This is a genomic window from Poseidonibacter lekithochrous (assembly GCF_018861145.1).
Lineage (GTDB): Bacteria > Campylobacterota > Campylobacteria > Campylobacterales > Arcobacteraceae > Poseidonibacter > Poseidonibacter lekithochrous_A.
Map to the genome: position 1 here is coordinate 1 of NZ_JAHKQT010000034.1, position 11518 is coordinate 11518.

Here is an 11518-nt window from a genome sequence, read left to right on the forward strand (position 1 = left end):
ATAAAAGATTAAAAGAGTTAAATATATCACAAAAAGATTTCTCAGATATATCAGATACTCCATATTCTACAATTAACAATTGGGGATTTAAAGTAAATGATAAAGCAATACCAGTTCCTAAATGGGTAGGAGCATTTTTAGAATATTATGAGAAAGCAAAAAAATATGATTATTTAAAAAATGAGATATTTGATGTTATGAATGAATTAGAAAATAAATAATAGATTTTAAAAAAGTTTTTTGATATAATATTTTTAGCAAATCATGAAGGAACAATGTAAACTGAGTCTTTACTCTAACATTGCTGTTTTGTGATTATTTATCTTGTATTAAATACATATCAATATGTGCTATTTACAATTAAATATTTTTAAACTGTAATTCTTTTATATGCAACTATCCTTTTAATATCAATTAATCTATTTAAAACCAATTAATCTATTTAAAACCAATAACTATTACTTCATTAAATGAAATGAAACAAAGATCTATTTAATTACATATTGAAATACTTTTATACTACTTAATTTAAAAATGATAATATTACAAAAATTAAATAAAAAGAGAATATATAATGTTTAATAAACAAATAGAACTACAAGTAGCTTGTCCTAGATGTAAAAGTGAGAATATCTTTATAGGAAGAAGCTTAGATATTAAACCTAATGACACTGTAAAGTGTAATGATTGTTCTTATAGTCAATTAGCACATAGATTTAAAGATCAGTGGAAAATACAAAACTCTAAAAGAACTAAGGAAAAACAATTAAACTAATAATAACAATTGCAATACTTACGTTATCACTAAATGCAAGTAGTCTTTCTAAATCAAAGAAAATACTATTAAAGAAAATTTATTATGATAATCAAATTACTTTTTATTGTTCAAACCCTTATGAAATGAAAAGAGTAAAGAATAAAGAAAAAGCATTAATAATTCAAGATAATAAGTTTTATACTCCAAGAAGACCTTATTTTAAATCAGGTAAAGAAAATGATAGAGCCAAAAGAATAGAGTGGGAACATGTAATGCCAGCACATAACTTTGGGAAGCATTTACCTTGTTGGAATAAAGGTGGTAGAAAAGCTTGTAGGAAAGATAATACATTTAGAGTAATGGAATCTGATATGCATAATCTAGTACCTTCTATTGGAGAAGTTAATGGTGATAGAAGTAATTATAGATTTGCAAGTTATTATCCAAAAATAGGACAATATGGTAATTGTAAATTTGAAGTAAATTTTAAAACAAAAAGAGCATATCCAAAAAAAGAAATTAGAGGAGATATTGCAAGAATATACTTCTATATGAGTGATAGATATAATATAAGACTCTCAAAACAAGAACGAAGAGTAATGGAAGTTTGGAATAAACAAGATCCAGTTGATAATTGGGAAAGAATCAAAAATAAAAGAGTTTTAAAATTACAAGGTGATATAAATAAGTTTATAAAGTAATTTATTCAGGTAATATATCATAATGATTTAAATTATTTTTAAAAGGTTGTATATATGCCACTATTAACAATTAAATTAGATATATCATCTGACTTACAATATCGTCTTGATAAGAAACTTAAAAACAAAAACAAATCTATAGAAGAGTATTTAGTAGAACTTATTGAAAATGATTTTGCACCTAACATTAATTTTGAATATGATTACTATTTTAATTCATTTCTTAATAAACTTTTCAATAAAGAAAAAGAAATAGAACTAACAAAGATTGAAAAGAAATTCTTCTTGTATTTACTAGCTAATCAAAATAAATTCTGTTCTAGTGAAGAGATTAAAGATAATGTTTGGGAAGGTAAGAATATGAGTGTTTTTACCTTAAGAAATATTATAAATAAAATAAGAGCCAAAACATATTACGACATAATTAAGAATAGATCTAGTCATGGATATAAAATAAATATCAAGTAATAACAAGAAAAAACAATTTATTATTGTTTTATTTCATTTAATGAAACTTGATTTAAAAATATATAATTTGAAATAAAGTTCCAAAATTTACAGTTTGTTGAACTTGTTTTTATAACTCATATTTTGTCCTATTTTATATTGACAGATCAAGTTTTAAAATTTAGTCATGCAATAATGTACTATCCTAATTTTTTTCAAAAAAGTATAATTCGAAAAAAAATTAGGAATGATCAAATGAATCTAACATTTTTCATATTTTATTGTTTTGTGGCGACAATAACTCCAGGTCCAAACAATATTTTAATCCTCTCAACTGTAAATAATCATGGAGTACAAAAAGCCCTTAAATTTTGTTATGGTGCTATTTTGGCTTTTGGAATATTATTGGTATTATCTGTTGTTTTAAACTCATATTTGAATAGTGTTTTACCAAATATTTTATTTGTTATGCAAATTATTGGCTCAATTTATATGTTATATTTGGCTTATTTAATTTTTAATATGAACGGAGCTATTAAAGATAAAAAAGAGTTTGCAACTTTTAAAGTTGGATTTCTTATGCAATTTATCAATCCAAAAGGAGTGGTATTTGCTTTAACAATTTTTCCAAGTTTTGTAATGCCATATTATAGTTCTATTGATGAATTATTGTTATTTGCTTTAGGTGTAACTATTATTGGTACTATTTCATTTTTCTCTTGGGTATTATTTGGTAGGTTATTAAAAACTTTTTTAGAAGAATATCAAAGATTAGCTAATATTGTTATGTCTTTATTTTTGGTATATTGTGCCTATGTAATTTCAGGGATAGAAAATTACTTTTAGAGGTTAAAATGAATAAAATAAAATTAAATCAATATATTATAAATGCTTTCACAGATATAGTTTTCAAAGGAAATCCTGCTGCTGTTTGTATTCTAGATTATTGGTTGAGCGATGAAATTTTATTAAAAATCACTCAAGAAAACAATCTATCAGAAACTGCTTTTGTAGTTCAAACAAATGATAAATATCATTTAAGATGGTTTACTCCTGGTGGTGAAATTGATTTATGTGGACATGCAACATTAGCAACTGCTTTTGTATATTTAAACTATATTATTCCAAATGAAAAGGAAATAGCCTTTGAAACATTAAGTGGAGTATTAACTGTTACTTTAAAAGATGATTTATATACTATGGGTTTTCCTAGTTATAATTTAAAAAAAGTTGATGTAACAGATAAAATGAAAGATATACTTGGGGTTGATATTGTTGAAGCATATAAGGGAAGGGATCTACTTTGTATTGTAAACTCAAAAGAAGAAGTTCATAATATAGTTCCAAATTTTGAAAAGATAAAAGAGTTAGATGGGCTTTTAGTTCATGTAACTGCAAAAGGCGATAAAGTAGATTGTGTATCAAGGTCATTTGCTCCAAAATGTAATATTTTAGAAGACCCAGTTTGTGGTTCAGGTCATTGTCATATAGTTCCATATTGGGCAAATATTTTACAAAAAAATGAAATAGTTGCTTATCAAGACTCATTTAGAGGTGGATATTTATATACAAAATTAAATGGGAATAGAATAGAACTATCTGGAAAAGCAGTTTTATTTTCAAAATGTGAAATATATTTGGATTTATAAATGGATAAATTTATTTATAAAAACTCTTTAGGAATTACTGCTTTAAAAGCAAGTATGAATAAGTTTTCCTATAAAAAACATGCTCATGAAGAGTATGCTGTTGGAGTTACATTAAGAGGAGTTCAAGAATATAATTTAGATGGTGTTTTACAAACTTCATATAAAAATGGTGTAATGTTATTTAATCCTGAGCAAATACATGATGGTAATGCAGGTCATTATAAAGAGGGCTTAGATTATGTAATGCTGTATGTCAAACCTGAACTTTTTTTAGAAGGTTTAGAAAAAAAGGATATTGTAAAATTTCCAAATCCAGTAATTTATGATGAAAAAATTAAATATGATATTCTGAATTTGGGAAGTGCAATTTTAAATGAAAAAGATGAAGCTTTTTGTAGTGAATTATATTTGAATATGATTGATAATTTTAGCTCAAAAGATTTTTTAAAAGAATATAGAAATGAATCTGAGTTTATAAAGAAAGCAAAAGAAATTATTTATTATGAACTTGATGATGTTTTAGATATTGAAATGATGTCAAAAGAGTTTAATATTTCAAAATTTCAATTTATACGAATGTTTAAATCAAATACAGGTCTTAGTCCTTATCAATATTTTTTAAATACAAAACTCATTCATGCAAAGAAATATCTTGATACTACAAAAGATTTATATGCTTGTGTAGTTGAATTTGGATTTACTGATTTATCTCACTTAAATAGACATTTTAAAAGAGTTTATGGAGTTACTGCTTTTGAGTATATCTCTAAATAATTTAGTGCAATTTTGTACTATCATACAACTCAAATAAACTATATAATTTCCTAAAATTCCAAGGAAACAAAAATGATAGTAAAAAAAGAAAATGCAACAAACAAACAATTTTTAGGTGTTGATTTTGTAGTTTTAGCTATTGGTGAAAAATCAATGGTTACAAAAATGCTTTATAAAATAACTGATAATGTACCAACTCATTCACATCCAAATGAACAAAATGGATATGTAGTTTCTGGAAAATATAGATTAAAATTTGGAAACTTTGATGAAATTTTAGTATCAGGAGATTCATACTCAATTCCTGCAAATATGGAACATAGTATCGAAATACTTGAATCTGGAGAAGTTGTTGATGTATTTACTCCTATTAGGGAAGATTATTTATAACATCTTCATCAGTTGGCTAAATATATAAAAAGTATATATCCTTGTCAATAACCTCTTATTTTTGGAGCAGTTTTTACCACGAGAAAGCTTGTTCCAAAAAGAATTGAATTTTTGAACATTCTCCAAAAGGTACAGGTTGTTGAACTTATTTTTATAACTTATCTTTGTAATAATTTTTTACCCACCAGAAAATGATGATACACCAGATTATATATTAAGTAATAATAAAGATGAGATTTTATGTGCCATGAATTCAAGTGAACATAATGCAAATCATAGTTACTTAAAAAATTGCTAGTTTTTATTCTAGACTTACACTTATAAACTTTAATAGTAAGTCTAGAAAAATTTAATATTTCTTCCCTTCTACTTCTTAAACATCAAATTATATTAATACAACCATTCTAAAACTTATTCACTTTCTTTATCTTTATCTTTCTAAATTCTAACCGAATATATAGAATAATTTATTTTCAAAAAGTTTTAAATATAATATAAAATTTCCTCATTCCTTCCTTATTAAATCCTTATAATACACCATATAAAAAATCAAAAGGATTTAAAATGAAAAAGATTATAACAACAGGTTTACTAGCAAGTTTATTAGCAGCTTCATTATATGCACAGAATGATTTCTCAGCTTTCTACCCAATAGAAAATGATGATACACCAGATTATCTTGTAGAGAATAAAGTTGAAAATTTAAATACAGTTAGCGCTTCATCAGCATCAACAATTGATGCAAATACTTTGTTAGCATTTTATCCACTAGAAAATGATGATACACCAGATTATCTTATAGATAATAAAACACAAGATTTAAATACAGTTAGAGTTTCATCAACATCAACAATTGATGCAAATACTTTGTTAGCATTTTATCCACCAGAAAATGATGATACACCAGATTATATATTAAGTAATAATAAAGATGAGATTTTATGTGCCATGAATTCAAGTGAACATAATGCAAATCATAGTTACTTAAAAAATTGCTAGTTTTTATTCTAGACTTACACTTATAAACTTTAATAGTAAGTCTAGAAAAATTTAATATTTCTTCCCTTCTACTTCTTAAACATCAAATTAATAATTACTAACTCTTTTAAATTTAAAGTTTTAAATAATTCATAGAATAAAAATATTCTATGAATTATTAGAGTATCAAATTTATATCAATTAAAAAAATTATCTATTAAAATGAGTAAACTGAGATTATCGTATCTCAAGTTTATTTTCACCTATAGCCATTTTAAGAAATATTTCATACGTTTCTAAGTCTGTTTCCCCAAGAAATTTTTTTACAAATTTTCCATCTTTAGAAAATAAAAATAGTTCAGGAATTCTTTGAACATCATCTAAATCTTTTGCTAATTTAAAGTTTTCTTCTCCAACAGTAATAGGATAAGTAATATCATACTTTTTAATAAAATCAATAATTTCTGAGGTAGGTTTATCTTCTTCTTTCTCATAAAGTACTGATATTATTTCAAAATCATCTTTATATTTTTCTCTTAACTCTTTTAAAATAGGCAGACCTTTAATACATGGGGGACACCATGTTGCAAAGAAATCAACTAAAATAGCTTTTTTACCTTTGTAATCTTTGAAGTCTAAACCTTCTTTTGTACTCGTAAGCTCAATTATCTTACCATCTGTTGTTGTAAGTTTAAATGTTTTAGATACAAACTTTTTTACATAAGGTGTATTCTTTTTAGTATTTGCAATTAAGCTATCGTCAATCTCTGATTTAGAATCACAACCTGTAAATAAAAAAAGTGATGTAAGAAATACGGCAAAAAAGTAATTAGTTTTCATGATTATCCTAATGTTTATAAGTTTTATTACTTGAAATTATAGTAATAATAAGTTAATAGATGATTAATTAAATGCCGAAAGTTCTTTTAAAAAATTTGTAGTTTCTTCTTTTGTTTGTTGATAATATAACCATTCTAAAACTTATTCACTTTCTTTATCTTTACTTTTCTAAATTTCAACCGAATATATAGAATAATTCATTTTCAAAAAGTTTTAAATAAAATATAAAATTTCCTCATTGCTTCCTTAGTAAATCTTTATAATACACCATATAAAAATGAAAAAGTTAACATTATCAGTATTAGTTGTAGGTTTATTTGCAGGAAGTCTATTTGCAAGCGAAAATAATAAAATGATGAATATGAGTAAAGAAAATTGTATAACAATGCATAAATCAATGCACCAAGATAAAACTTTAGCAACATTTGAAAAACATCAAGCAATATTAAATAATTATGGAATACCTACTCTATAATTATTTAATCCCCCTCCTCTCCTAAATTTTGAAACTTTAAAGGAATTTATAATGTGGATTTTTCATACAAAAGATATATGTCCTACTTGTAAAAACATAGCGAAAATGTTTCACCTGTTACGATTAAATCTTTAGTTAAAGAAGAATACTTAAAGGAACTTTCATCTATTGAAGACTTCCTATTCTGTCAAACACCAAATTGTGAAGTTATCTATTTTAAACTAAATGAGCTAATTAAACAAAATCAACTAATAATAGAAGTTGGATTGAAAGATTGGGCTAATCCTTCTACTATTTGTTATTGTTTTAATTGGACGAAAGAAAAAATATCTAATAAAACAAAAGCTATTGAAGATATTTCAGAAAAGATGAATAGTATTGGTTGTAATTGTGAGAATAATAACCCATCTGGAAAATGTTGTTTAAAAGATATTAAAAAGGCAGTTAAAGAATTAACTCAAAAGGAGTAAATTATGAAAATCCAATGAAAACCTATAATTACTTGTCCTCTATGTGGACATAAAGAAGAAGTTATACTAACTGACTCTTGTCAATTTTTTTATCAATGTAGAAATTGTAATAAAATGATTAGACCAAAAGGACAAGACTGTTGTATTTTTTGTTCATATGTAACAGTGCCTTCTCCTTCTATTTAAATAGTGCATAAATAATTAAATATTTATGCACTATTTTCAATGACTTGGACTTAACTTACCTTTGAATTAGAAGCAGAGAAAAATAAACTCAAGAAATTGCTACAATTATTCTTTATATAGTTTTTATATTCTTCTCTTTATTTATCCATTTCAGATTGTATTAGGTCTTTTAGATTTTGAAGTCCAAATTGTTGAAGTGGTTTTCCATTTACGTAATATGAAGGAGTTTTTGTAGCACCTAATTTTCTACCATCTTCAATATCTTGTATTACTATTTTCATTAATTCAGGGTCTTTCATGTCTTCTAATAATTTATCCATATCCAGTCCCAAATCTGAGAGGGTTCCCCAAAGATTATTCAGATTGTGTCCATTGTGTCCAGCCCAATTTCGTTGTGTTTTAAAAGAGGCTTCAAGAGATTCCAAAAACATATCTTGTTTCTTAGTAGCTTCTAACATAACTACAACCTTATCCGAATCTTTATGAAGTGGAGCATATCTAAGAACTAATTGAATTTTATCTTTATTCTTTTCCAAAATATCTTTTATGTATGGATGAAATTGAGAACAAGTTTCACAGGCAGGATCAAAGTATTCTACTAATTGTACTTTTGCATTATCAGGACCAATTGTAAAAGAGGAATCTCTTTTAAATAACACTGATTGATTTTCTGATAGAGTAACAGTTTTATTATTTTGTGATTGATTATAAGTGTATTTCATACCAAAAAATATTCCAATTAAAATTATAATAGAAATTACTATCATAGTTTTATTCTGCATTACTGTATTGTTGTTGTTTTTATTTGCCATGTTATTTTTCCTTTCCAAATACTAATAGTATAAAAAGCATAAAATATGCTATAAACGAGAGAGACGGGATAGTTATAAATCCAAACCAACTGATATATTCAGTTGAACATGGTACTCCGCTACTGCAGGGAACAATTGATTCTGGGATTATATCTAACATTAAAAGGTTATGATAAATAGCAAAAAGCAATCCAACTACTACTATAGGAAATGTATATTTATACACATTATCATCAGGATAGAGTAAATTAATTAAAAATAATATAGAAAGAGGATACATAAATATCCTTTGATACCAACACATATTACATGGAATAAATCCCATAATATCACTAAAAAATAAACTACCTAAGGTCGCACTACTTGCTACTAAAAAACATAAAAAAATGATTTTAGTACTAATTCTTATATTTAGATTCATCAAATACCTTTTATCTTTAAATATTGAAGTCTATCTCTTTAAGATTAACGAACAATTAACATCTATATTTAACACTTAATAGAAATTTTGTGAATAAGTATTTTTAGGAATATATACCATAATAGATTAAGAATTATCCCCACTATATAGTCTTAATTAAATTTTAAATAATATATCAATATAATTACAGTATATTAGATTATGCTAATATACTATCACATATTCTAAAAGGAATTATTATGGAACTATTATCAAGTTTTTTAGACAATTTTATAATTTTATTAAATGCAATGTCAATTTATATAATTTTAGGTTTATTTTTTGCAGGTATTTTAAAACAATTAATACCAGACAATTTTGTTTCATCACATTTAGGAAAAGATTCTACAAGTGCCGTTGTAAAAGCAACATTGTTTGGGATACCTTTACCTGTTTGTTCTTGTTCTGTTATCCCATTAGCACAAGGATTAAGAAAAGAAGGAGCAAGTAAGGGTGCTGTTCAAAGTTTTTTAATATCAACTCCAATTACTGGTGTTGATTCAATATTAGCTACATACTCATTATTTGGTTTTGTATTTACAACATTTAGAATTATATCTTCAATTATAATTGCAATTACAGTAGGACTTGTTCAAAACTTTGTTCAAAAAGATGACAATATACAAGTAGAAGCTTCTGAATCTTCTTGTGGTTGTTCTTCAAATTGTGATACTCCAAGTGTAAAAAAGAAGTTTTTATTTAAAAATGTTTTTAAATATGGTTATGGTACATTATTTAATGATATGGCGAAAGCACTTCTAATTGGTTTAATTTTAGGTTCAGTATTTGTTACATTTACACCAAAAGAATATACAGAAATCCTATTTGAAAATCAATTCTTAACTTATATAGTAGTTATGTTATTTGCTATGCCTTTATATACTTGTGCAACTGCTTCACTTCCTATTGCTGCTGCATTTATGTTACAAGGTATGTCACCAGGTGCTGTATTTATATTCTTAACTGCTGGACCTGCTACAAGTGCAGTTACAATGAGTGTTGTTTATAAAATGTTGGGAAGAACATCTTTAATTATATACTTAGTTGTAATAGCTATATTGGCTTTCTTCTTTGGGTATATATATGATACATTTTTTAAAGAGCTTAGTCTATTAACAATTACTATGGATAATGATGATGTAAGCATTTTTAATATTTCATCTTCTGTTGCAATGATGTTATTAATATTCTATCACTTACTAAAAGATAGGTTCAATAAAAAAGTAAATAGTTATACTAATAGCAGTGATAGTTCTATTGCTCCTAAGAATAATACATTCTCAGTAAACAATAGTCTTTCTCCAAATAAATTAAGTAATAATATTAATACTACATTGAAGAAACCTGATAACATAGAAGAGAAGAACTTTACTACTAATTTAAATAAAAACATTGATTTGACATCAAAGCCTAAGTTTAGTAATCATATACCACAAAAGAATATGTTTAGAGAGAAGGAATAAGATTGAAAAATGATACTACTTGTCTAAGAATAACAGTTGATAAAGATAAAATTGATTATGAAAAACAACAATTAATTTTAAAACAGGATATGTTTTCAGAAAAAGAGAAACTCTTTTCATTGTTAGGAAGTGAAGTTAGATTAAAAATTGTCTATCTTCTCTTAAAATATGAAAGATTATGTGTTTGTGATATTAGTGATATATTAGGTATGAAACAATCTCCTGTATCTCAACATTTAAGAAAGTTAAAAGATGCAGGGATACTTTTTTCTAAGAGAGAAGGACTTATGATTAATTATTATATTTCTTCACAATATATCCAAAAATTGTCATCATTTTTAGATTAAGGTCATTAGTTAGTTTTTCTTTATATATATTTAATATAAGAATCTTAAATATAAACTCGTATGTTTATTTTCCAAGTTACAGCTATTACTTGATTCAAATTACTGTTCTATAACCTCTTGAGACTGTGAAAGAACTAAAGCCATTGATAACAACAAATTAGCTAAAATATAGATATCAAAGATTAACAAAAAGGCCTAACATGCCGAACTACAAAGAAGGATTAGACCGTCATCAACAACTCTTATTTCCTCCTAGTATGGATGAGTATGTTGATGAAAATAATCCAGTAAGGGCTATTGACAGCTATGTCGATAGTATAGATTTAGCTGCTGTTGGAGTATTTACTTGTAACGGTGGTTCTGAAGGTCAACCAGCATATCATCCATCACTACTTTTAAAGATTTACCTCTATGGATATCTAAATAGTATAAGAAGTTCTAGAAAGCTTGAACGTGAGCTTAAACGTAATGTTGAAATGATGTGGCTTTGTATGGGACTTTCTCCTGGATACAAAACTATTGCTAACTTCCGTAAAGATAATCCCTCAGTATTAAAACAATTATTTCGTGACTTTGTAATGCTATGTCGCTCTGTTGATTTAATTGATGGAGAAGTTGTTGCTATTGATGGTGCCTTTCTACGTGCTAATGCATCAAAGAATCAACTTATCTCAGAAAAAATGACACGTAAGGATATGGAATCAGTGGAAGAAAAGATAACAGAGTATCTTTCTTCACTAGAGTATAGTGTGGAGTGGTAACATGAATT

17 protein-coding genes and 1 pseudogene are annotated in these 11518 nt (G+C 25.7%); 15 read left to right on the forward strand and 3 right to left on the reverse strand.

Translation table 11 applies throughout. The features are described 5' to 3' along the window. The 9 genes from KO488_RS12530 to KO488_RS12570 all read left to right on the forward strand — a co-directional run. On the forward strand, window positions 1-221 hold a 221-nt coding region (locus KO488_RS12530; RefSeq protein ID WP_216059159.1), incomplete at its 5' end, for a helix-turn-helix domain-containing protein. A gap of 353 nt (window positions 222-574) precedes the next feature. Next, window positions 575-775, forward strand: coding sequence for a hypothetical protein (locus KO488_RS12535; protein WP_216059160.1), 201 nt, complete (start codon window positions 575-577; stop codon window positions 773-775). Between the two features lie 14 nt (window positions 776-789). Continuing rightward, the gene (locus KO488_RS12540) at window positions 790-1458 is read left to right on the forward strand and encodes an endonuclease (protein WP_303572594.1); all 669 of its coding nucleotides are present in this window, start codon (window positions 790-792) and stop codon (window positions 1456-1458) included. A gap of 54 nt (window positions 1459-1512) precedes the next feature. Next, the gene (locus KO488_RS12545) at window positions 1513-1926 is read left to right on the forward strand and encodes a helix-turn-helix domain-containing protein (protein WP_216059161.1); all 414 of its coding nucleotides are present in this window, start codon (window positions 1513-1515) and stop codon (window positions 1924-1926) included. A 234-nt stretch (window positions 1927-2160) separates the two neighbouring features. Then, window positions 2161-2751 (forward strand): LysE family translocator, encoded by a 591-nt coding sequence (locus KO488_RS12550; RefSeq protein ID WP_216059162.1) that lies wholly within the window; start codon window positions 2161-2163, stop codon window positions 2749-2751. An 8-nt stretch (window positions 2752-2759) separates the two neighbouring features. Then, entirely contained in the window at window positions 2760-3554 is a 795-nt protein-coding gene (locus KO488_RS12555; protein ID WP_216059163.1) for a PhzF family phenazine biosynthesis protein, read from the forward strand. Beyond that, window positions 3555-4328, forward strand: coding sequence for an AraC family transcriptional regulator (locus tag KO488_RS12560; protein WP_216059164.1), 774 nt, complete (start codon window positions 3555-3557; stop codon window positions 4326-4328). It begins immediately after the preceding gene. A gap of 72 nt (window positions 4329-4400) precedes the next feature. Further along, window positions 4401-4718: a cupin domain-containing protein gene (locus KO488_RS12565; RefSeq protein ID WP_216059165.1), complete on the forward strand. Its 318-nt coding sequence runs from the start codon at window positions 4401-4403 to the stop codon at window positions 4716-4718. A gap of 564 nt (window positions 4719-5282) precedes the next feature. Then, on the forward strand, window positions 5283-5717 hold the full coding sequence (locus tag KO488_RS12570; protein ID WP_122893451.1) for a hypothetical protein: 435 nt from the start codon (window positions 5283-5285) through the stop codon (window positions 5715-5717). A gap of 216 nt (window positions 5718-5933) precedes the next feature. On the opposite strand, the gene KO488_RS12575 is transcribed toward KO488_RS12570, so the two are convergent. Continuing rightward, on the reverse strand, window positions 5934-6536 hold the full coding sequence (locus KO488_RS12575; RefSeq protein WP_122893452.1) for a TlpA family protein disulfide reductase: 603 nt from the start codon (window positions 6534-6536) through the stop codon (window positions 5934-5936). 277 nt (window positions 6537-6813) lie between these two features. On the opposite strand from KO488_RS12575, the gene KO488_RS12580 reads away from it, so the two are divergent. The 3 genes and pseudogenes from KO488_RS12580 (at window position 6814) to KO488_RS15420 (ending at window position 7667) form a co-directional block, all read left to right on the forward strand. Then, window positions 6814-7011 (forward strand): hypothetical protein, encoded by a 198-nt coding sequence (locus KO488_RS12580; protein WP_122893453.1) that lies wholly within the window; start codon window positions 6814-6816, stop codon window positions 7009-7011. Window positions 7012-7121: 110 nt separating this feature from the next. Further along, a pseudogene (locus KO488_RS15525) lies at window positions 7122-7481 on the forward strand (hypothetical protein); the annotation flags it as partial. Between the two features lie 27 nt (window positions 7482-7508). After that, window positions 7509-7667 carry a GDCCVxC domain-containing (seleno)protein gene (locus KO488_RS15420; RefSeq protein WP_303572596.1) on the forward strand — a complete coding sequence of 53 codons (159 nt, stop codon included), beginning with the start codon at window positions 7509-7511 and terminating at the stop codon, window positions 7665-7667. A 137-nt stretch (window positions 7668-7804) separates the two neighbouring features. Here the strand turns inward: KO488_RS15420 and KO488_RS12590 are convergent, their stop codons facing one another. Next, entirely contained in the window at window positions 7805-8479 is a 675-nt protein-coding gene (locus tag KO488_RS12590; protein ID WP_122893455.1) for a DsbA family protein, read from the reverse strand. 1 nt (window position 8480) lies between these two features. Beyond that, the gene (locus KO488_RS12595; RefSeq protein ID WP_122893456.1) at window positions 8481-8900 is read right to left on the reverse strand and encodes a disulfide bond formation protein B; all 420 of its coding nucleotides are present in this window, start codon (window positions 8898-8900) and stop codon (window positions 8481-8483) included. 239 nt (window positions 8901-9139) lie between these two features. Here KO488_RS12595 and KO488_RS12600 point away from each other — a divergent pair, with 239 nt between their 5' ends. From KO488_RS12600 to KO488_RS12610, 3 genes are all read left to right on the forward strand, one after another. Further along, entirely contained in the window at window positions 9140-10402 is a 1263-nt protein-coding gene (locus KO488_RS12600; RefSeq protein WP_122893457.1) for an SO_0444 family Cu/Zn efflux transporter, read from the forward strand. Window positions 10403-10404: 2 nt separating this feature from the next. Further along, window positions 10405-10749 (forward strand): ArsR/SmtB family transcription factor, encoded by a 345-nt coding sequence (locus KO488_RS12605; protein ID WP_122893458.1) that lies wholly within the window; start codon window positions 10405-10407, stop codon window positions 10747-10749. 200 nt (window positions 10750-10949) lie between these two features. Further along, window positions 10950-11510 carry a transposase gene (locus tag KO488_RS12610; protein WP_216059166.1) on the forward strand — a complete coding sequence of 187 codons (561 nt, stop codon included), beginning with the start codon at window positions 10950-10952 and terminating at the stop codon, window positions 11508-11510. The last annotated feature ends 8 nt before the right edge of the window (window positions 11511-11518 follow it).

Bases quoted from the DNA above. Each gene is read 5' to 3' on its own strand.
- KO488_RS12600 (WP_122893457.1), top strand. From the start codon at position 9,140: ATGGAACTATTATCAAGTTTTTTAGACAATTTTATAATTTTATTAAAT.
- KO488_RS12580 (WP_122893453.1), top strand. From the start codon at position 6,814: ATGAAAAAGTTAACATTATCAGTATTAGTTGTAGGTTTATTTGCAGGA.
- KO488_RS12555 (WP_216059163.1), top strand. From the start codon at position 2,760: ATGAATAAAATAAAATTAAATCAATATATTATAAATGCTTTCACAGAT.
- KO488_RS12590 (WP_122893455.1), bottom strand. From the start codon at position 8,479: ATGGCAAATAAAAACAACAACAATACAGTAATGCAGAATAAAACTATG.
- KO488_RS12550 (WP_216059162.1), top strand. From the start codon at position 2,161: ATGAATCTAACATTTTTCATATTTTATTGTTTTGTGGCGACAATAACT.
- KO488_RS12535 (WP_216059160.1), top strand. From the start codon at position 575: ATGTTTAATAAACAAATAGAACTACAAGTAGCTTGTCCTAGATGTAAA.
- KO488_RS12545 (WP_216059161.1), top strand. From the start codon at position 1,513: ATGCCACTATTAACAATTAAATTAGATATATCATCTGACTTACAATAT.
- KO488_RS12565 (WP_216059165.1), top strand. From the start codon at position 4,401: ATGATAGTAAAAAAAGAAAATGCAACAAACAAACAATTTTTAGGTGTT.
- KO488_RS12570 (WP_122893451.1), top strand. From the start codon at position 5,283: ATGAAAAAGATTATAACAACAGGTTTACTAGCAAGTTTATTAGCAGCT.
- KO488_RS12595 (WP_122893456.1), bottom strand. From the start codon at position 8,900: ATGAATCTAAATATAAGAATTAGTACTAAAATCATTTTTTTATGTTTT.
- KO488_RS12575 (WP_122893452.1), bottom strand. From the start codon at position 6,536: ATGAAAACTAATTACTTTTTTGCCGTATTTCTTACATCACTTTTTTTA.
- KO488_RS12610 (WP_216059166.1), top strand. From the start codon at position 10,950: ATGCCGAACTACAAAGAAGGATTAGACCGTCATCAACAACTCTTATTT.
- KO488_RS12560 (WP_216059164.1), top strand. From the start codon at position 3,555: ATGGATAAATTTATTTATAAAAACTCTTTAGGAATTACTGCTTTAAAA.